The sequence below is a fragment of the Methylobacterium symbioticum genome (assembly GCF_902141845.1).
GTDB lineage: Bacteria > Pseudomonadota > Alphaproteobacteria > Rhizobiales > Beijerinckiaceae > Methylobacterium > Methylobacterium symbioticum.
Map to the genome: position 1 here is coordinate 91982 of NZ_CABFPH010000003.1, position 21315 is coordinate 113296.

The window sequence follows — 21315 nt, forward strand, 5'->3', positions numbered from 1 at the left end:
CCGCTTCCGGTTCGAGGGACGCCGCCGGCAGCCGCCTCATGCGGATGCGCCCGATTCCAGCGCCTTCACGAGGGCGTGCAGCAGCCGGTTGACCGGCGTCGGCACGCCGCGCTCGGCGCCTCTGCGAACGATGAAGCCGTTGAGGTGGTCGATCTCGCTCGGCCTGCCGCGCGCGATGTCCTGTGCGGTCGAGGAGAGCTGGTCCGGCATGGTCCCGGCCAGCGCGAGGACCTTCGTGAGGGTGTCGTCGGGCAGCCGCAGGTCGAGAGCCGCGGCGACGGCCGCGCATTCCGCGACGATGTCGGCCATCACCGCCGGAATGCCCGCGACGCCGAGCAGGCGGCCGTAGGGGAGCCGCGTCACCGCCGACAGCGCGTTGTAGGCACAATTCAGGACCAGCTTGTCCCAGAGGGCATCGACCGCGTTGGCCGACACCGTGGTCGGGATGGCCGCGTCGCGGAACGCGGTGGCGACCGCCTCGCTCGCCGGGCCGGGCCCGAGCACGAGGTCTCCGCGGCCGAGATGCCGCACATGGCCCGGCCCCGCCATCTCGGTCGCCACGTAGACGGCCACCGGGACCACGGGCCGGCCGAGCACGGCTTCGAGCCGTTCGGCATTGTCGACGCCGTTCTGAAGGCTGAGGATCGTCACGTCTGGGGCCAGGAACGGGGCCAGGCCGCGCCCGGCCGCCTCGGTATCACCGGACTTCACGCAGACCAGAACCACCTCGGCGCCCGCCGCCCCATCGATCTCGGTGGTGGCACCCAGCCGGACGGCCTCGGCGCCGGACGCGGTCTCAAGGACGAGCCCGGCTGCGCGGATCGCCGCAACATGCGGCGCGCGCCCGATCAGGGTGACGGCGTGGCCGGCCCGCGCCAGCAGGCCGCCGAAATAGCAGCCGACCGAACCCGCTCCCACCACGGCGACCTTCATCGCAACCCGGCTCCCGTGCTCGACCTTCCGCGGTCTCGCTTTACGAAATGGGGCGGCCGCCTGCCAGCCACGCCCTTGAGCGGGCTCGAACCCGGTCCACACTCTGGGGCCCGTCCGGGATGCGTCATGCCTCCTCGATGCGCGGGATGCCTCCATTTGATACGTTTGTTGCATAAATTCAGATCTGCAACATACGTTGCAGACGCTGGCGAAGAGAGGTACGCAAAGGCTGCCATGGAACACGGTCCGCTCACGGAACAGATCGTCGCGACCTTCGAGGCCCTCGGACCTCAGCTGAAGGCTGCTGCCCGCTTCGTTCTCGACCAGCCGAACGAGGTCGCGCTGCTCTCGATGCGCGAGCAGGCCAAGCGCGCGGGCGTGCAGCCTCACACCATGACGCGCCTCGCCCAGCGCCTCGGCCTCGCCGGTTACGACGATCTCCGGGCGCTGTATGCGGGCGCCGTCCGGGAGGGGGCGCTCGGCTTCTCCGGCAAGGCGGGTGTGCAGGTCGCCACCCAGAAGGCGAAGGGCGAGCGGGCGCTGGCCGTCGATATCGTCGCGTCGGTTGGCGCGCAGATCCAGAGGCTGGCGGATCCGCAGGCGCTCGACCGGCTCGTCGCGGCGGCGGACCTGCTGGCCTCCGCGGAGAAGATCTACTGTCTCGGCCTGCGCTCCTGCCATCCGGTGGCCGCCCATTTCGCCTACGTCATGTCCTTTCTCGGCGAGCGCACGATCCTGCTCGATGCCGGTGCCGGCACGGGGCTCGACCCGATCCGCTCGGCTTCCTCCAAGGACGTCCTCCTCGCGGCCTCGGTCGACCCCTACACGCGCGCGACCGTCGAGACGGCCCGCTACGCGCACGACAGGGGCGTCCCCCTCGTCGCGGTGACGGACAGCCTCGTCTCGCCGCTCGCCGCGATCGCCCGGGAGACCGTGCTGATCCCGGCCGATTCCCCGTCCTTCTTCCACACCATCGCCCCGGCCCTGGTGGTCGGCGAGATCCTCGCCGCCCTCGTCGCCGGCCGCGGCGGCGACACCTCGCTCGCCGCGATCGCGCGCAGCGAGGCGCAGCTCACCGCCTTCGGCATCCACTGGTCGCCCCCGACCGCGAGGAGATCGCCATGACCCGCATCCTGCACCGCCAGATCCACGCGACGCTGCGCACCGCCGTCGGCGGCAAGGGCGTCGAACTCTTCGACCGGGACGGGCGCCGCTACATCGATGCTTCCGGGGGGGCGGCGGTGTCCTGCCTCGGCCACGGCCATCCGGACGTGATCGCTGCCCTCCACGCCCAGGCCGACGCACTCGCCTACGCGCATACGAGCTTCTTCACGAGCGACGTGGCCGAGGCGCTGGCCGAGCGCCTCGTGGCGGACGCGCCGGCCGGGCTCGACTATGTCTACTTCGTCTCGGGCGGCTCGGAAGCCGTCGAGGCCGCGCTCAAGATGGCCCGGCAGTACTTCGTCGAGGTCGGGCAGCCGCAGCGCGCCAGGATCATCGCCCGGCGCCAGAGCTATCACGGCAATACCCTGGGTGCGCTGGCGGCCGGCGGCAATGCCTGGCGGCGCGCCCAGTTCAAGCCGCTGCTCGCCGAGACCCATCACATCGACCCCTGCTACGCCTACCGATACCGGGAGGCCGGCGAGACGGAAGCCGATTACGGCCTCCGCGCAGCCCAGGCGCTGGAGGACAAGATCCTGGAACTCGGCCCCGAGACGGTCATGGCCTTCGTGGCCGAGCCGGTCGTCGGCGCGACCGCCGGCGCCGTACCGGCGGTGGCGGGCTATTTCCGCCGCATCCGCGAGATCTGCGACCGCTACGGCGTTCTGCTGCTCCTCGACGAGGTGATGTGCGGCATGGGCCGCACCGGCACGCTCCACGCCTGTGAGCAGGACGGCGTCGTCCCCGACCTGATGACCGTCGCCAAGGGGCTTGGCGGCGGCTACCAGCCGATCGGCGCGACCTTCCTGTCGGGGCGGATCTACGAGGCCTTCGCCAAGGGCTCGGGCCTGTTCCAGCACGGGCACACCTACATCTGCCATCCGATGGCCTGCGCGGCAGCGCTCGCCGTGCAGGAGGTGATCGCCCGCGACCGGCTCCTCGACAACGTCCAGGCGATGGGCGCCCATCTCGCCCGGCGGCTCGGCGAGCGCTTCGGCAACCACCCGCATGTCGGCGACATCCGCGGACGCGGCCTGTTCATGGGTGTCGAACTGGTCGAGGACCGCGGCAGCAAGGCCGCGTTCGATCCCGCCCGGAAGCTCAACGCGCGCATCAAGCACGCGGCGATGGACCGGGGCCTCGCGGTCTACCCGGCGGGCGGCACCATCGACGGAATTCGCGGTGACCACATCCTGCTGGCACCGCCTTTCATCATCGACGCCGCGACCGTGGACACGGTCGTGGAACGCCTCGGCGAAGCGGTCGATGCGGCCATCGCCCAAGCCGCCTGAGAGCGGCGTGACCTCATGACCCGCAACGGGCCGCACTGATCCAACCGTAGGATACCGACGATGCGAAACCTGCACAGAGCGGCCGCGGCCGCAACGATGACGCTTGCCTTGACGATGCTCGCGATAACGGGGCGCGCGCAGGCCGACGACCTCACCGGCACCCTGAAGAAGGTGAAGGAGACCGGCACGATCACCCTCGGCTACCGGGAATCCTCGGTGCCGTTCTCCTACCTCGACGGCAGCCAGAAGCCGATCGGGTTCTCCATCGACCTGTGCGGACAGGTCGTGGAGGCGGTGCGGAAGAAGCTCGGCTTGGCCGACCTGAAGGTCGCCTACAATCCGGTGAACTCGGCGACGCGCCTGCCGCTGGTCGCCAACGGCACCATCGACATCGAGTGCGGCTCGACCGCGAACCAGCTCGCCCGCCAGAAGCAGGTCGCCTTCTCGGTCTCGACCTTCGTGGCGCAGTTCAAGTGGCTGACCCGCACCGATAGCGGCGTCGCGACGCCGGACGATCTCAAGGGCAAGACCGTCGCCGTCACGGCCGGAACCAACACGTCCCAGTTCCTGAACAAGCTCAACCAGGACGAAGGACTGAAGCTCTCCATCTCTCAAGGCAAGGATCACGCGGAAAGCTTCCTGCTCGTCGACACGGGACGGGCCGCAGCCTTCATGGAAGACGATATCCTGCTGGCCGGCGTGCGCGCGAACGCGAAGGACCCGTCCCGGTTCAAGATTCTCGATCGGTCCTACTCGGCCGACCCCTACGCCTTGATGTTCCGCCGCGAGGATCCGGACTTCAAGGCGCTGGTCGACGAGACCTTGATCGGATTGATGAAGTCGGGCGCGTTCTCCCGGCTCTACGCCAAGTGGTTCGAGAGCCCGATTCCGCCGCGGAACCTGAACCTCGATTTCCCGATGTCCGACAAGCTCAAGGACCTGATCAAGACCCCGTCCGATAAGGCGAATTCCTGATCCGCCTCCACCGTGCAGAAAGGAGCCCGCCGCGGCGAAGCCGGGCGGGCTGAGTGACGATTCGCCTCGATCGTGGCGCCGCATCCAGGCGCCATGAGAAGCAATTCACCCGAACCGGTCGGGCGATGATTTGACGAAGGTCAAGTTGAGAGGCTGACCGCGTATGAAACGCGCTCTATCGGGCTGCTGTGGGCCGGGCTCTTCTGAGAGTCTGTTTGACGGGGACCGATCGTACTGCGGATCGTCCCGACATCCATCCGCCTCATCCTGCGTGCCGGCGCCTGCAGGCCCCTGTGGAGGGCCGCAGGATTTGCAGAGCCGTTCCTGATCGCGGTGCACGCGCGAACGGCTCCCAGTCCTTGCTCGGATGCATCCTCCTTCGCCGGACCGGTGCTCATGTCGGCGAAGGACGCTCCGACGCCATGCGCGGCGCATGACGGCTCGCAGCGGCGCCGTCCGGACCGCCAGCGCCGCCGCGCCTGACCGCGGGCAGATCCGGATCATCCCGGGTTCGGAGCATCGACCTCGATGCGGCCGGCCCGGGATTGTCCGGCGCCGTCCAGGCCCTGAACGCCGGTCGAAGGCTGCAATGGGAGGCTGCGTCGGCCTGCGGCTCGGCTCGGACCCAGGGCAGCGGGATCGATATGCGGCAAATCAGCAACATCGTTAATCGTTCATTAACGTTAACAATCGAGAAACCTCCTGCGGCGCTTTGGGTGCTTCAGATGGATTTCTCCGGTGCACCTCTGCTTCCGAACTCAAATCGCCTGCCGGTCAAAATCCGGGCTGTGGCGCGTGTGTGCCGCGATCGCGCTAACCAATGCTTGTATGATTGGCTAAATATACACGCTGCGGGAGCCGGGCGCTTTCGCTCTGACCGGCAACGACGGCAGTCCGGCCTCGCCCGTTGTGCAGGGGCGCCGACCCTTGGCCGGCGTCATGTCCGCTTTCCCCGCTCCAGAACCGACGGGCCGGGCGCGCGTCCCGGGGTGCCGGTCATCCGGCACATCGCGGTCCATTTCGAATCCGACCGATGCGGCGCTCCCTCCGGTGTTTCGAGCCGCACGCATTCCACGACTTCGACAGACCAATACGCCCACGCTGGCCGGATCGACGGGCCCGGCCGGCACGATGTGGTTCACATCACAAGGATCCTCTCTCGATGACTTCGCCCCGACTCTCTCCGCACCATGGGCCGAGCGCGTCCGCGCGGTTCGGCCGGACCCTCACGTTGCTGGCGGGCGTGAGCCTGTGCGCACTGGCCGCGGCGCAGAGCGGGCCTGCTCGGGCGCAAGAGGCGGCGCGCTCCTTCGTGCAGCGCGGAGCCGACGGTGCGAAGGGTGAGAACTGCGCCTTACTCTGCTTCAACAAAGATGGCGGCGATGGTGCCAGCGGGCCGAGCGTGGAGGCCACCCAAGGCGACGCGCTGACGATGATCGAGGGTATGGCCGTCCAGGCCAGGTCGTTCGGCGGAAACGGAGGCAACAATCCCAAGGGCCTCGTTTTCGACGGCAACGGCGGTCGGGGCGGAAACGGCGGCGCTGTCACGCTCACCGAGACCGGACCGGTGGGCGGCGGCGTCGATCAGAGTACCGGGCTGGCGCTGATCGGGGTCAGCTCGCAGGGTGGCAAGGGCGGCGACGGCGGGAATAAGGGCCTCGCCCGGGGCGGCGATGGCGGGCCTGCCCGCCTCATCCTGCAGGCGCCCGTCTCCGCCTTCGGGGATCGCACCTCGGGCGTCTCGGTCCAGTCGAAGGGTGGAAAGGCTGGCGACGGCGCCACGTCCGCGAGCCAGCGCTCGGTGCAGACGGGCGGCCAGGGCGGGCTGGCGGAACTCACCGTCACCCCCGCGGGCAGCATCGTGACGCGCGGCGCCTCCGCGCCCGGCGCCGTCATCGAGTCCCTCGGCGGCGATGGCGGTATGAGAACCACGCGGGGCGGCAGCGATCTCGCCGGCGATGCCGGGGCCGGTGGCCTCGCCGTGCTCGTCAACCGCGGCTCGATCGTCACCGAGGGCGCGAGCGCGGTGGGCGTGCTCGTCCAGAGCGTCGGCGGCGCGGGCGGCGGCGACACCACCGGCATCAACGGCTCCGCGGGCGGCAAGGGCGGCGCCGGCGGCGCGGTCACGGTGGACCAGAGCGGGGCCATCGCGACGCTCGGGGCCTACAGCTCGGCCCTCATCGCGCAATCGGTCGGCGGTCCGGGCGGCGATGGCGGCCGCGCACCCTTCGGCAGCGGCGGCGATGGCGGCGCCGCCGGGGCCGGCGGCGCGGTGAAGGTGACCCAGTCGGGCACGATCAGCACCTCCGGGACCGGCTCGGGCGGCATCCTGGCCCAGAGCGTCGGCGGCGGCAACGCCCTCGATGCCTTCCAGGCCCCGGCTCCGCAGACCGGGCGCGGCGGCGGCAGCGGTGGCAAGGCCGGCATCCTGCCCTTCACCTCCGGCGGAACCGGCGGCATGGGCGGCCTCGGCGGCGCGGTCACCGTGCAGCAGAGCGGCGTGATCGAGACGGCGGGCACGGACGCCTACGGCATCCTGGCCCAGAGCATCGGCGGCGGCGGCGGCGTCGGCGGCGCTTCGATCAAGCCGGGCGCCTTCTTCACCTACGCGCTGGGCGGCGGCGGCGGGGCCGGCGGCCATGCCGGCACGGTCCTGGTGCAGGCGACGGGCGGGTCGATCACCACCTCCGGGGACGGGGCGAGCGCGGTGCTCGCCGAGAGCATCGGCGGTGGCGGCGGCGCCGGCGGCGTCGCCACGGCCACGACCGCGAGCCCGGCCTTTGCGGTCGCCCTGTCCGTGGGCGGCAGCGGCGGCGGCGGCGGCAAGGGCGGCGAGGCCCGGATCGAGAGCAGCGCCAGCGTGACCACCAGCGGTCGCGCGGCGATCGGCCTAGACGCGCTCAGCATCGGCGGCGGCGGCGGCGTCGGCGGCTCGGCGCGGTCCACGGCCATCGCGACGCCGCTGGTCCTGCCCAATGGCAAGACTCTGCCGAGCATCGCCCTCTCGGCCTCGGTCGGCGGCTCCGGCGGCCTCGGCGGCGAAGGCGGCCTGGCCAAGGTGATCAATGACGGCAGCGTCGTCACCTATGGCGGCGCATCGATCGGCGTGCAGGCCCTCAGCATCGGCGGCGGCGGCGGCCTCGCCGGCGATGCCTTTGCCTACGCGCTCGCGGTCGCGCCGCCCGGCGAGGTGGCGTTGAGCCTCAGCACCACGCTGGGCGGAACCGGCGGCGGCGGCGGCAAGGGTGGCCGGGCCGAGATCACCAATAACGGTTTCATCTCGACCTCCGGCGACGAGGCCGTCGGCCTCCAGGCGGAGAGCATCGGCGGCGGTGGCGGCAATGCCGGCAAGTCGGATGCGACGAGCAACAGTCTCAGTCTGCATCAGAACATCGCCGCCGCGCAGGCCATCGGCGGCAAGGGCGGCAGCGGCGGCGACGGCGGTACGATCGGCGTCGACAATCTCGGCACGGTGGTGACCGGCGGCAGCTTCGCCCACGCCATTCTGGCGCAGAGCATCGGCGGCGGCGGCGGCAATGGCGGCAGCGCTACCGGGCTCGCCATGCCCGGCCTCTCCTTCGACAAGACCCTGAACGATCTGGTCGGCAAGCTCCCGGTGGCGGACACCCTGTCGGTGACCCGCACCATCGGCGGCGAGGGCGGGGGCGGCGGCAAGGGCCAGGCCGTCACCGTGACCAATGCCGGCGCCCTGCGCACCGGCGGCTCCGACGCCATCGGCATCTTCGCCCAGAGCATCGGCGGCGGCGGCGGCACCGGCGGCGATGTCCAGGGCGCCGCCCAGGGCAAGCTCAAGGTGAACCTCACCCTCGGCGGCAAGGGCGGCAGGGGCAATACCGGCGGCGGCGTCACCATCACCAACGCCGCGACGGGCGGAATCGAGACCTGGGGCGACGGTGCGCACGGCATCGTGGCGCAGAGCATCGGCGGCGGCGGCGGCAGCGGTGGCAGCGTCTCGGCGCGCAAGGAGAAGACGCCGGACGCCGTCGGCGAGATCTGGACGCAGCTCAAGACGGCGATCGGCGTCACGGCCTATGAGGACTGGGCGAAGGACAAGAAGAACAAGGACGACAAGGAGGCCCTCGATCAGTTTCTGAAGGACATCAAGGAGAGTGACAAGTACAAGTCCCTTGCGGCGAAGATCAAGAATTCCGACTTCGCCAAGATGCTCCAATCCTACAGCAAGAGCGCGTCGGACTATCTGGCGGCGCAGAAGAAGGGCAGCGTCAAGCTGCCTGACGTGGAGGCGACCCTGAGCCTCGGCGGCGACGGCGGTCGCGGCGGCAAGGGCGGCGCGGTCACCGTCACCAATGACGGGGCCATCACCACCCTCGGCGTCGTGGCCCACGGCGTCTTCGCCCAGAGCGTCGGCGGCGGCGGCGGCCAGGGCGGCATGGCCTTCGCCGCCGCGACCAACGCCAACACCTACCGGGCCGTTCTCGGCGGCAAGGGCGGCGACGGCAACGAGGGTGGCACGGTCTCGATCGTCAACCGCGGCGCCGTCGCGACGGCGGACGACATGTCCTACGGCCTTTACGGCCAGAGCGTCGGCGGAGGCGGCGGCAGCGGCGTGGGCGCCACGACCACCGGCAGCAGCAAGGAGGGCAGCCTGGTCGTCACCCTCAATGTCGGCGGCAACGGCGGCAAGGGGGGCAAGGGCGGCGACGTCTCGGTCGAGAACACGGGCGCGGTCGTCACCGCCGGCAGCGAGGCCCACGGCATCGTGGCGCAGAGCGTCGGCGGCGGCGGCGGATCGTTCCTGCTCCCGGTCGCCAAGGAGGCCGGCAAGACGGACGCCTCCGCACAGACCGGCAAGGCGCAGGCGGAGAAGACCCAGTCCGACAGCGACGCCAAGGAACTCGCCAGTGCGCTGCTGGCGGCGATCGGGATCGAGAAGATCCCCGAACAGCCTTCGTCCGAGGGGGCGCCGAAGAGGTCCGGCAGCCTGACCCTGGGCGGTTCCGGCGAGGCGGCCGGCGACGGCGGCGCCGTGACGGTGACGCAGGGCGGCGCCATCACCACCAGCGGCTTCGGCGCCCTCGGCATCCTGGCCCAGAGCGTCGGCGGCGGCGGCGGCATGGCGGCGGCGGCGGCCAGCGCCAGCGGCGACACCTACACGTTCGGGATCGGCGGCTCGGGCGGCGCGACCGGCAACGGCGGCGCGGTGGGCGTGACCCTCTCGGCCGGCGCGCGGGTGACGACCACGGGCGATGCCGCGACGGCGCTGCTGCTGCAATCGATCGGCGGCGGCGGCGGCTATGCCGGTGCGCATCAGGTGATGGGCTACGCGGTGCCGTTCCTGCTCGAGGAGGGCTCGAAAGGCTCGGGCGGCGCCCTCTCCGTCACCCTCAAGGAAGGCGCCGCGATCCGCACCAGTGGCGAGCGCGCTCACGGCATCCTGGCTCAGAGCCTCGGCGGCGGCGGCGGCCTGATCGTCGACCTCTCCAATCCGATCCTCGCCTCCGGCCAGCTGGTCCAGGCGTCGGATCCGCCCAAGTCGCGCTCCACCTCAACCGGCTCCGGCGGGACCATCACCATCGAGAGCGCCGGGTCGATCATCGCCTCGGGCAAGGATGCCAACGCGATCTTCGCGCAGAGCGGCGTCCAGAGCCGCGACGGCAGCCTCGACCCGACCCGCGCGGGCGGCAACATCTCCGTGACCGTGAAGGGTCTTGTCACCGGCGGCAGCGGCACCGGCGCGGCGATCCGTCTGGAGGGCGGCTCTTACGGCAACCGAATCCTGATCGACGAGCGGGCCGTGGTCAGCGCCGCCTCCGGCCGCGCCATCGTCGGGACGATCAACCCGGTCAATATCAAGAACCGAGGCGTTCTGATCGGCGATATCGTTCTGACGACCCCCCCAGGGACGATGAGCACCCTGACCAACGGGGCGGATGGCTACGGCGCAGCGATCCTGCGCACACGCCAGGGCGGCGTGATCGATCTGGGCGGCAGCGGCAACGGCTCGATGACGAACAACGCCACGCTCGATATCGGCGGGGTCGGCACCGTCGCCCGCACCGACGTGAAGGGCGATTTCGAACAGCGCAGCAGCGGCCAGTTGCTGGTCGACGTCGCCCCCCTCGCCCCGGCCGGCGCCCTGCGCGCCGACCTTCTGGCCGTGAGCCGCAGTGTCTGGCTGGACGGCACCGTGCGGCCCAACGTCATCGGCGGGCTCCTGCCTGGGCAGTACACCTTCCTCACGGCGGGCAGCATCACGAACGCCAACGCGGCGACCTCGTCCACGACGATCCAGTCTGACTCGGTGCCGGTCTCCTGGGAGATCCTGCGCTCGGGCAACAGCCTCGCCCTGAGCCCGACGGCGCGCTTCACCGCGCCCCTCGGGATGACCCTCACCAGCGACCAGAAATCCACGGCCGAAGCCCTGCAGACGCTGTGGAACAACGGGTCGATCGGCGAGGCCGACCTGTTCGCCCGCTTCCTCTCGGTCAACAGCACGAAGGGCTACGCGGCGGCCCTCGACGAGTTGAGCCAGGAATCCAGCCAGTACGTGCTCACCGGACGGACTCTCGACACCCGGGCCGGCCTGAAGCGGGCGATGAGCTGCCCCGCCTTCGAAGGCACCGGCACCCTGTTGCGCGAGGGCGAGTGCGTCTGGGGCCGCGTCGCGGCAGCCCGCACCAGCCTGTTCTCCTCACCCGGCGAGGGCGGCTACCGCCAGAACGCCCTGAGCTACCAGAGCGGCCTGCAGGCCGAGTTCGCTCCGGACTGGTTCTTCGGTCTCTCGGGCGCCTATACCCGGGCCTACCTGAACGACTCCGACCGGATCACCGGCACGGTGAGCGATGCCGCAGACGTCTCAGTCGCCCTCAAGCATCAGGTCGGTCCCTGGCTGTTCGCGGCCTCGGCCAATCTCGGCTACGCGTGGCAGAACAATCTGCGGGCGATCGATTTCGGCGGCGGCAACGTGCTGGCGCGCAGCAAGTCGGAGGTGCTGACGGCGGGCGGGCGTCTGCGGGCGAGCTACCAAGTCCTGTTCGACGACTGGTACATCAAGCCCTATCTCGACCTCGATGTGCTCTACTCCCACAGCCCGGCCTATTCGGAGACCGGCGCGCCTGAGGTGAACCTCGACGTGCGGGCCATGAGCAAGACCCTGCTGGCCTTCAGCCCGAACGTCGAGATCGGCGGCCGTTTCGACCTCGGGAACGGGCGCTGGCTGCGGCCCTATGGGACGCTCGGCGTGACGCTCCTGTCGGACGACCACTTCACCGGTTTCGCGAGCTTCCAGGGCAGCGGCGCACTCGGCCTGTTCGCCACCACCTCGCGGATCCCGGACAAGCTCGGCGAGGCGGGACTCGGCCTCCAGATCGGCCTCGGCGGCGGCGTCGAGCTGACGGGCGAATACCAGTCGCATATCGGCGACCGGTTCCTGTCGCATCTCGGCACGGCCCGCCTGTCGGTGCGGTTCTGAGCCTGAGGGCGGCGCGGGGGATGTCCCGCGCCGCCCTCCGAGACGGACGATTCTAACCTGGGGCGCGAACAGTGGCCGGCGCGGTGCGGATCGGGGTTGCGGCCGTCCTGGAGCCGAGCGCCTGAGGACGCGCCGGCTATCAAGCGTCGGCACCGTGTTCACGGGCCGCACTCCGCCGCGGACGGTCTTTGAGCCAACGGCGTATTGGTGTGCCGTTCAGACGGGCCGTTCCTAGGTTGGCGGCCCTATCGCCTCTCGTCTCCCGCTGATCGTCGCGCGCAGCGTAGATCAATCGGCTTGAGCAGGCGTTGAGCAATTCGCGATCAGCCGATCATGTCTGACGGCGCCAACGGTAGATGTGCGATCGTGTTGCTGACGAAAGGCGGGATCCGATTGACTTACAGGCAAAATCAAAATTTAACATCCTATTAACTATGTTTCTGCTTTTATTCCGATCCTGAATCCACCGATCGGCCTCGATCGCAGGTGCGCAGCCACGGTGGAGACGGCCGTCCTCGCCCGCACCGGATACGCTCCCCATGTTGGTCAACAGGGTCCGCAGCCTCTGCCTCAGTGCGCTGCTCGCAGGCTTGCTCTCGAGCACGGCTCTCGCGGAAAGCCGGTACAGCTCCATCTGGAATCTCGGCGACAGCCTGTCGGATACGGGGCGGACCTATCGGGCGACAGACACGTGGTTGCTTCGCGCAATCAAAAAAACGCGCCTTATGGGACCCTCTATGAGCAAGGTCGGTTCTCGAACGGAATTGTCTGGGTTGAGTATCTGAACAATACCAACGGTACGCCGTATATTGCGGATCGGAATTTTGCTTACGGCGGTGCAACGTCCGGATACTACGTCTCATCGAGTATGAAAAGAGTAGGCATCGAGACCATTGAGGAGCAAAACAAGCATCTTATCGATGTGACCAAGGCGAGCCCGGACCTTTTTGGGGGGCGACCGCTCTTCACGCTTTGGATAGGCGGGAACAATTTCAGACAGGAGGTGGAGGACTCGTGGGTCAGTGTCGATATTCCGAAGGCTGCCCGGACGTTGCTGAAGTATGTTCCTGACGATCTCGTCAGCCTGAGTAATGCTGTCCAAGGCAATCCAATAATCGCAGAGCAAGGCGCGACGTACTATATCAATACGGTCCCTAACATAGCGACAACGCCAAAGATTTCCTCGAAATATGGCAAATATGTCAACGAATTGAGTAATAGTATTGATGAGACCAACAGGTCGATCAAATCCAAGCTCTACGCGATCCAGGATGCCTTTGACGTCAAGGGGACTTCGGAGCGGGTTGTCGTCGTGGATGCTGCTGCACTTCTTAAGGAAGTGCAGGCACGGCCAGCATCGTTCGGATTCAAGCAAGGATCGCTGAATTGTATTAGTGCCGATTCTGGCGAGTACACCAATGGGTGCTCGAAGCCTGTCGAAAACGACTACCTGTTCTGGGACGAGTTCCACCCGACGACCAAGGCGCATGCCATGATCGCCGATTACGCGTGGAAGACCGATCTCCTCGAGGCGGGGGACACGGCCGAGCTTCTGCGGCCCTACGTGGCCAATATCGAGATCCGCGACCGCACCTTCGCCGGCCAGATCACCGGCGTCGGCAGCCTGATCAAGAGCGGTGAGTCGGTGCTGACGCTCGCCGGCCAGAACAGCTATGCCGGCGGCACCCGCATCGACAACGGCACCATCCGCATCGGCAGCGACGCCAATCTCGGCGCCCGTGCCGGCCTTCTGACCATCCAGGGCGGCACGCTGAACACGACGCAGAGCTTCACGATGAACCGCGACGTCGCGATCAACGCCTCCGTCTCGACGGGCGAGATCGGCGGCTCGACGTTCGGCGGAACCTTCCGGACCGAGGCGGGGACGATCCTGACGCTGCGCGACAACACGCTCTCGGGCAGCGGCGACCTTGCCAAGACGGGTCTCGGCACCCTCGACATCCGCTCGACCGTCACCGATGCCCGCGCGCTGACCGCGATCCAGGAAGGCACGCTGAAGATCAACACGGCCTCGACCTACCGGACGACCGAGCTGACGGTGGCGAAGGACGCCGTGCTCGGCGGGTCCGGCACGATCATCGGCACGGTCCGGAACGAGGGCACCCTGTCGCCCGGCAACTCGATCGGCACGCTGACCGTCGAGGGCAATTACGAGCAGGCCGGCACCGGCCGCATCCGGATGGAGGTCGATACCGACCGGTTCGACGCCCTGCGGGTCAACGGCAATCTCACGGTCGGCGGCACGATCGATCTCGTCTTCGATCCGACCGACAAGATCGCCAACCAGACCTTCACCTTCGCGTCGAGCAAGGGGACCACGAGCGGGCAGTTCGGCCAGGTGATCGACCTGAATCCCTTCCTGACCGAGACCCTGATCTACGGGGCGAACTCCGTCTCGATGACCTTCGACCGCGACTTCGCGGCGCCGGCGCAGACCGCCAACCAGCGCGCGGTCGCCCAGCACCTGAACCGCTCCTACCTGCTGGATCCGCAGGGCGACCTCGACACGGTGTTCTTCGCCCTCGACCGGACCGAGACGGATGCCGCCGGCGCCCTGGCCCTGCAGGCCCTGTCGGGCGAGGCGATCGCCAACGCCACCACAGCGGATGCCGTGCAGCGCGGCCAGTTCGTTCGGGCCCTCGAGGACCGCATGGCCGACCGCCGCGTTGGGCGCGCCGACGTCCAGCCGGGCATCGGCCTCGAAGGATCCTGGACCGCTCTCGACCAGGCCGGGACCGGCCCGGCCCTGCGCGCCGCCGCCGCCGGCCTCACGCAGACCGCGCCGGCAGCCGGCGGCACGGCCCCGGATGCGGGCGAGCTGTCCCTGTGGGCGCGGGCGCTGGGCGGCCCCGGCCGGATCGGCGGGCGCAACGGGTTCGACCTCACCCATGCGGGCGTCCTGGTGGGCGCCGACAAGCGGTTCGACGGCGCCCTGCTCGGCGTCAGCTTCGGCTACGCCGATGGGACGACCAACGGCACCTCCGGTCTGAACCGCAGCTGGGCCAGCGCCTATCAGGGCTCGGTCTACGGCTCGCTCGACCTCGGCCCGGCCTTCCTGGACGCGGTGGCGGCCTACACCGCCACCGAGAACCGGACGGCCCGCGGCCTGGTCTTCGGCGACCTGGCGCGCACGGCGGTCGGCACGTTCGGCGGCAACGATTTCAGCGGAGCGCTCAAGCTCGGCACGCGCTACCGGTTCGGCGCCCTCTATGCCGAGCCGAGCGTCGGCCTCGACTGGTACCGGCTGAGCCGCGACGGCTTCGCAGAGCGAAGCGCCGGGTCGGCCGGCCTGCTCGCGCGGGCCACGACGCAGGACATCATCCAGCCCTCCGTCGGTGCGCGCGTGAGCACGGCCTTCCTGCAGGACGGCGTGCTGATCAGCCCCGAGCTGCGGGCGCGCTATTACCGCAATGTCGGGGACACGCTCTCGCTGGTGACGGCGTCGCTGATCGGGGCACCGGGCGCGCCCTTCACCACGACCTTCGCCGGCATCGGGCGCGACACCGGGGTGATCAGCGCCGGGATCAGCGCGCAGAAGGCCAATCTGCAGGTGTTCACGCGCTACGAGGCGGCGATCGGTTCCCAAGCCACCGCCCACATCTTCGCGGGCGGCCTGCGCTACGCCTGGTAAGCGGATGTCTCGCCGGTTCCGCCGGGGCGATCCCTGCGGAACCGCGCGAGATCCAGGTCCCTGCGAAACCTCGATACGCGCTCCCGTCGCACGACCCGCGACGGGAGTCCTTGACGTCCCGATCCGCCGCCCGGGATCGGGCGTCCGGCCGTCGCGTGGCAGCGCTCAGCGCGGCGGCGCGGCTTCGGCCTTCGGCTCGGGGATCGGCGCCTCGGCCGCGGCATTGAGGATGACGGCCATGTCCTCGGGCAGCAGGAAGCCCTGCGCCGCGAGGGCCTGGGCCGCTGCGCGCACGCGGTTCACGTAATCCGACCGGTTGCGGTAGCGCTCGGCCAGGGCCGGTTGCCGGCCGGCCTCCGCGGACGTCCGCGCGAAGGGCTGATAGGTGCCGATGAGCGAGCAGGTGAAGGTCGCGAGCGGTGCGTTCTGAGCCCCGTGCACCCCGAGCGGCACGGCGATGTCCGGCAGGCGCACGCCCCCGAGCGGATTGCCGTCGGCATCGCGTTGCGGCACCTGGACGACGGCCTCCGGCAGGGCCCGGGGCGCCTGGAGCACGGTCGGGTCGTCCTTCGCCGGCTGGAGCGGCATCAGGCGCGTCTCCGGAGGCGCCGCGTTGCGGGCGACCCACTGGTCGAGCCTTGCCAGGGTGGCGCGCGCCACCGGGGCCCAGTCGAGCCGGCCCGGCGGCAGGCTGCACGCGTCGGCCTTCAGGACATTCACGTGCGAGGCCCCGGCGACGTCGTACATCCGGACAGTGGCGGGGAGCGGCAGGTCTGCGGTGCCGTGCGCGCCGGTGCGACCCAGGGAGGCACGCAGGGAGGCGTAGTCCACGGTCGAGTTGAGCAGCATCATCCGGGGCGGGATCTCGCCGCGCGCCTCGACCCGGGCGACGATCTCGCCGATGGTCAGCGGGCCGTCATGGACGCCGGGAAAGTCCGGATCGGCGAAGTTCGGCGTCCCGTCGGCGCTCGAGCCCGGCCCGGTGCCCGAGCGCATGATCGGCAGGAGACCGGCGCCCGAGACGAAGACGTGCATCCCGTCGAAGACGCGGCGGCCCTCGGCCGTGTTGAAACCGTCGAGCAGGAAGGTCTTGAGGAAGCGGCCATCCTGGGATTTGCCTGTGGCGAGCGTGCGGTTGATCCGGCCCGCCAGGGGATTCGGCGTACCGGCGCCGTCGGCGGCGGCATGGGCCAGGAAATCGGCGGCGTCGCGGACGATCGCGAAGCCGACACCCTCGACGAAGCGCCGGCGGCCCTCCGCATCGGTGAAGGAGGGTAACTCCGCGCCGCGGCCGAGTTCCCAGTAGATTTCGGCAACCGCGTAGCCGTTGTCCTGCAGGAATCCGGTCCCGATCCCGAGGTCGCCCGACAGCATCGGGATGTCGCGCGGGCTGTTGTAGAGCGCGTTGGCGTAGGCCCGGCCGCGGTTCGGCACATCGACCAGGAGCGCACCGTTGCCGGAGGCGGGATCGGCCGGCGCGATCAGGATGATGCGCGCGCTGTAGGCGACGCGGCCGGCATCGCTGCGGGGCGCCTTCTCGAGATCGGGAATGCCGTGATCGTCGGGCGCCAGCTCCCCGACGACGCGGCCGTCCCAGCGGACATAGTCGCCGCCGCGGAAGGTCCCGAAGCTCTGCCGCGACGCGAGTTCGAGCCGTGTGACCCTGGCCTCGGCCGGGCTGGCCAGCGCCGCGGCCAGAGATGGGCTCGCGAGCCCGATGAGGAGCCCGGCGACCACACGCGAACAGCGTCCCATCACGGATGTCCCTCGCTTGCTCTCCCGCAGGGCCAGCGTGGACCAGCCGCGAGGGCGTGACCAGCCTATCGCCCGGCGCCGCGTTCACAACCGCGACAATCCGGGCCGGGGCCCCACGATCCCTGAACCGCGCCGGTCCGACGGTCTGTCTCGCGGGCCCGGCTTCCGCTATCCTGGCCGTATGACCGGACCCGCAGATCCTCGTCCGCTGCGCCGATTCACGGCCTGCCTCCTGCTCGCCGGCGGCACCCTGTGCTCGGGTCCAGCGGCAGCCCAGTTCGCTCCGTCGTTCATCGGCTTCGGCCCGCTTCCCGCCTTCGCCTGGCCCCAGGCGCCCGGAGAGCTTGAGAGCCGCTGGTCCGGCTCCTACGCCCGCATGTCGACAGGCTTCGAGGCCGTCTCGTCGAAGCGTTTCGGCGGATATGCCGGCCCAACCATCGGGTTCGAGGCCGGGCGGATCTGGCGAGAGGGCGCGCTCGTCTACGGCATCGGCGGTGGCTTCGATTACTTGGCCGCGGTCGGCGGCGGCACGACGCCCGGCTTCGGCGGCCTCGCCTACACGCGCGACCTCGCGGGCGCGCTGCAGGTGAAGGTGGGCACGTTGCTCACGCCGGATATCCTGCTCTACGCCAAGGCCGGCGCCTGGGCCGCGCACGAGACGCTGCGCGTCGGTCCGACCGCGCTCTCGCAGCCCTTCTCCCGGGAGGATGTCGCGGTGCGGCCGAATGCGCAGGTCGGGGTGGAGTGGGCGCTCACCGACCGCCTCTCGGTCGCTGTCGAGGCCGGCGTGATCGGCGGCGGCTTTCGCTGAAGGCGAGCGATCTCGGCCGTGTTCCTGCCGGTGGTGCGGCGGGGCATAGCTGGGTGAAGGGGGCTGCGATGTGCCGGGTGACGTATCGGACCGTTGCCGTCGACGGATTGTCCGTCTTCTACCGGGAGGCCGGCCCGCGCGATGCGCCGACCCTCCTGCTCCTGCACGGGTTCCCGTCCTCGTCCCGCATGTACGAGCCGCTGCTCCGGCGCTTGGCTGGCGCCTATCACCTGGTCGCGCCCGACTTCATCGGATTCGGCCACAGCGACGCGCCCAATCCGCGATCCTTCGCCTACACCTTCGATCGTCTCGCCGACATCGTCGAGGCCTTCACCAGGGTCCTCGGCCTGTCCCGCTACAGCCTGTACCTACAGGATTACGGCGGACCGGTGGGCTTTCGGCTGGCGCTCGCCCATCCCGAGCGTGTCCCGGCGATCATCGTCCAGAACGCCGTGGCGCATGAGGACGGGCTCGGACCCCTCTGGGACACGCGGCGCGCCTTCTGGGCGGATCGGCCGGCGCACGAGGCCGCCCTGCGTGAGAACATTCTCTCGCTCGCCGCCACGCGGCAGCGGCATGTGGGGCGGGACCCGGACATCGCCGCCTACGACCCGGACCTCTGGACGGACGAGTTCGCCTTCCTGTGCCGTCCCGGACAGGACGCGATTCAGACCGATCTCTTCTACGATTACCGGACCAACGTCGCGCGCTATCCGGCGTGGCAATCATGGCTCCGAAGCCGCCAGCCGCCGCTGCTGGTGGTCTGGGGACGCTACGACCCCTCCTTCGAAACCGCGGAAGCCGAGGCCTACCGGCGCGACGTGCCCGATGCCGAGGTGCACGTTCTCGATGCCGGCCACTTCGCCCTGGACGTGAAGCCGGACGAGATCGCGACGCGCCTTGCTGATTTCCTGGCCCGCCGCGTCGGCCGTCGGCAGGCGTGACCCCGTAGCCGGTTGATCCGGAAGAGGGGTAGCGCCGACGTGGCCGGCGACTCTCAGGTCATCCGCGTCAGGACATCTTCCTTCCAGAGGGTTCGGTGCAGCACCACCATGCCCGCATGGCCGAGCACGATCACCAGAAGCGTGAAGCCGAGCCAGTAGTGCAGCAGGTCGGCTGGGAGCATCAACCACGCGATCTTGCTGTCGCGCTCCGGCATGAGGGGGATGCCGTAAGGCGCGAAGGGCTTTCCCGATCCGTACTGGCGCAGAAGAGCCAAGCTCGGAACGACGACCATCAAGGCGTAGATCGCGGCGTGTCCGGTCGTCGCCGCGCGGCCCAGACGTCCGGGATGCGGCGGCCGCCGCCTCAGATTCGCCAGTCCCCAGGCACCGCGCAGCAGCACGAGGATGAAGAGCGTAAAACCCATCGTGAAATGGCTTGCGCCCACGAAACGCGTCAGGGCCGTGTCGCCGATGCTGACATAGAGCAGCGCCCCGGCGAATTGCCAGGCGAAGAGCGCCGCCATCAGCCAGTGCAGGCCGCGGCTGATGCGGCCGTAGCGCTGCGGGTTATCGAGCCATCGGGATGTCGTCATGGCTGGCCGTCGTGCTGCTGCGCCGCAGCCAGCAGGTCGAGACGGTAGTCATCCGTGTCGATCTGGCGCAGGGGATGCAGGAAGGGGCCGGTCGCCGCGATGAAATGCTCGGCCGCTGCGTCGCCGCTCAGCGGGTAATGCGTCGTGCCGGTCCAGTGCACGAGCAGAACCTCGCCGTTCGGACGCAGGCTCCTGCGGACGCGCGCGGCCAGACGCTGCACGTCTCCCGGGTCGAGGAAGTAGACGACCTCCGAGAGCAGGATCAGGTCGAACGACCCGTCCGGCCATTCGTCGGGCACCTGTGCGCGCGCGAAGCGGACATGGCCGAGGCCCTGGCAGCGCGCGCGCGCCTGCTGCAGGGCCAGCTCGGTCAGGTCGAGGCCGAGCACGTCGTCGCACCGCGCGGCCAGGGCTTCGGTCAGCACGCCGATGGAGCAGCCGACTTCCAGCGCCGCGGCGTAGCGATCCCGCGACAGGGCCGCGAGCGTGGCCGCATATTTCGCGTGCTCGTAGGCGCTCGTGGCGAAGTTCCACGGGTCGGGGTCGCGGGCATACTGGTCCTCGAAGTAGCGCGCCGGGAGCGAGGTGGTGAACCGGCTCATGCGCGCCCCCCGGTCCAGAGGTCGCCCCCCAGGCCGCCGGCCTGCAGGACCACGCGCGCCGCGCCGGTGAGGGCGCCGTCCGGCGCGGGCTGCCGCAGATAGGTGGCGAGGTCGCGCGAGAGGCGCTCGAGCGGATGGCCGCGCAGAAAGCCCTGCAGGCCGACCGAGCGCTGCGCGAGCTGCAGCACGTCGAGGCCGGACCGCTCGACGGCGAGGCGGGCCAGATTGACGTAGGCGACGATGCGGTCGGCCGGGAGCTCCGCATCGGCGGCGATGGCTGCGGCGCGCGCCACCCAGTGCCGCGCGCCCTCCATCGCGATGGCTCCCTCGCCGAGCCGCGCGAGCTGGTGCGGATCGTCGCCGCGACCGACGCGCGCGAGATGCGCGCGCCAGGCGTCGAACACCGCCTCGATGCCGCCGAGCTGCACCGCCGCGAAGCGCCAGGCGCCGCCCGAGAAGTCCGGCTGGCGGTGATAGTCGTCCGGTCCGCCGAGGATCGCCTCCGCGGCGACCGGAAGCCCGCTGAAATCCACGGTGCCGGTGGCCGAGGCGCGCATGCCGTGCGCGCGCCAGGCCGAGAGATCGGCCCGGGTACCCGCCTCCAGCGGCACGACCAGCATGAGCGGCGCACCCTCGTCTGGACGGCGCCCGGTGACGAGCGCGCGCGTGACGTGGCCCGCCCCCGAGGCGAAGGTCTTCACGCCGCGCAGGCGGAGGCTATCCGGTGCATCCTCGAGGACGAGGCCGCCAGCCGGCTCGGTGTTCCACACACCGAAGAGGTGCCCGGCCGCGGCATCGGCGAACAGGCGGGCGCGCTGTCCGGCGTCGCCGTAGCGGGCGACGAGCTGGAGCGCGTTGACGTGCCCCTCGTAGAGCCTCCCGAGGGCGAGGCTGCCGTAGCCGACGAGGCGCAGAGTCTCGGACAGCTTCGCGGCCCCGGGCTCCTCGCCGAGGCCGGCACCTCCCTCGGCCACGGGGATGGGGGCGGCGAGCAGGCCGAGGCGCGCCAGATCGGCCACGTCCTCGGCCGGGAAGCCGTCGTCGCGATCCTCCGCGGCCGCGCGGGTCGCGGCCGTCGCGGCGACTGCCCGCGCGGCTGCGACGGCATCATAGACCAGGTTGAGCGGGGTTCTCTGGTCCATGC

12 protein-coding genes are annotated in these 21315 nt (G+C 70.0%); 7 read left to right on the forward strand and 5 right to left on the reverse strand.

The genetic code is table 11. The features are described from left to right. Positions 1-36: 36 nt before the first annotated feature. Positions 37-933 (reverse strand): ketopantoate reductase family protein, encoded by an 897-nt coding sequence (locus MET9862_RS02155; RefSeq protein WP_142581464.1) that lies wholly within the window; start codon positions 931-933, stop codon positions 37-39. A 234-nt stretch (positions 934-1167) separates the two neighbouring features. Here MET9862_RS02155 and MET9862_RS02160 point away from each other — a divergent pair, with 234 nt between their 5' ends. The 5 genes from MET9862_RS02160 to MET9862_RS02180 all read left to right on the forward strand — a co-directional run bounded on the left by MET9862_RS02160 (position 1168) and on the right by MET9862_RS02180 (position 15466). Continuing rightward, positions 1168-2058 carry a MurR/RpiR family transcriptional regulator gene (locus tag MET9862_RS02160; protein WP_142581465.1) on the forward strand — a complete coding sequence of 297 codons (891 nt, stop codon included), beginning with the start codon at positions 1168-1170 and terminating at the stop codon, positions 2056-2058. After that, on the forward strand, positions 2055-3386 hold the full coding sequence (locus MET9862_RS02165) for an aspartate aminotransferase family protein (protein WP_142581466.1): 1332 nt from the start codon (positions 2055-2057) through the stop codon (positions 3384-3386). Before MET9862_RS02160 ends, MET9862_RS02165 begins: the two co-directional genes overlap by 4 nt. Positions 3387-3446: 60 nt before the next feature. Next, positions 3447-4361: a transporter substrate-binding domain-containing protein gene (locus tag MET9862_RS02170; RefSeq protein ID WP_142581467.1), complete on the forward strand. Its 915-nt coding sequence runs from the start codon at positions 3447-3449 to the stop codon at positions 4359-4361. A gap of 1162 nt (positions 4362-5523) precedes the next feature. Next, a complete protein-coding gene (locus MET9862_RS02175) occupies positions 5524-11814 on the forward strand; it encodes an autotransporter outer membrane beta-barrel domain-containing protein (protein WP_142581468.1) in 6291 nt (2096 codons plus the stop codon). Between the two features lie 691 nt (positions 11815-12505). Continuing rightward, positions 12506-15466, forward strand: coding sequence for an autotransporter domain-containing protein (locus tag MET9862_RS02180; RefSeq protein ID WP_244612526.1), 2961 nt, complete (start codon positions 12506-12508; stop codon positions 15464-15466). Positions 15467-15631: 165 nt separating this feature from the next. On the opposite strand, the gene MET9862_RS02185 is transcribed toward MET9862_RS02180, so the two are convergent. After that, positions 15632-17221: an alpha/beta hydrolase domain-containing protein gene (locus MET9862_RS02185; RefSeq protein ID WP_142581470.1), complete on the reverse strand. Its 1590-nt coding sequence runs from the start codon at positions 17219-17221 to the stop codon at positions 15632-15634. A 181-nt stretch (positions 17222-17402) separates the two neighbouring features. Between MET9862_RS02185 and MET9862_RS02190 the strand changes: the two genes are divergently transcribed. Continuing rightward, complete coding sequence (locus MET9862_RS02190) at positions 17403-18032, forward strand: outer membrane protein (RefSeq protein WP_142581471.1); 630 nt, start codon at positions 17403-17405, stop codon at positions 18030-18032. A gap of 77 nt (positions 18033-18109) precedes the next feature. Next, entirely contained in the window at positions 18110-18976 is an 867-nt protein-coding gene (locus tag MET9862_RS02195; protein ID WP_438616587.1) for an alpha/beta fold hydrolase, read from the forward strand. Between the two features lie 53 nt (positions 18977-19029). Here MET9862_RS02195 and MET9862_RS02200 read toward each other — a convergent pair whose 3' ends face one another. From MET9862_RS02200 to MET9862_RS02210, 3 genes are read right to left on the reverse strand one after another with little or no spacing between them, the layout of a single operon-like run. Then, entirely contained in the window at positions 19030-19569 is a 540-nt protein-coding gene (locus MET9862_RS02200; RefSeq protein ID WP_142581473.1) for a cytochrome b, read from the reverse strand. After that, the gene (locus MET9862_RS02205; RefSeq protein ID WP_142581474.1) at positions 19566-20171 is read right to left on the reverse strand and encodes a class I SAM-dependent DNA methyltransferase; all 606 of its coding nucleotides are present in this window, start codon (positions 20169-20171) and stop codon (positions 19566-19568) included. The genes MET9862_RS02200 and MET9862_RS02205 overlap by 4 nt, the downstream gene beginning before the upstream one ends. After that, positions 20168-21313 carry an acyl-CoA dehydrogenase family protein gene (locus MET9862_RS02210; protein WP_142581475.1) on the reverse strand — a complete coding sequence of 382 codons (1146 nt, stop codon included), beginning with the start codon at positions 21311-21313 and terminating at the stop codon, positions 20168-20170. The genes MET9862_RS02205 and MET9862_RS02210 overlap by 4 nt, the downstream gene beginning before the upstream one ends. Between the last annotated feature and the right edge of the window lie 2 nt (positions 21314-21315).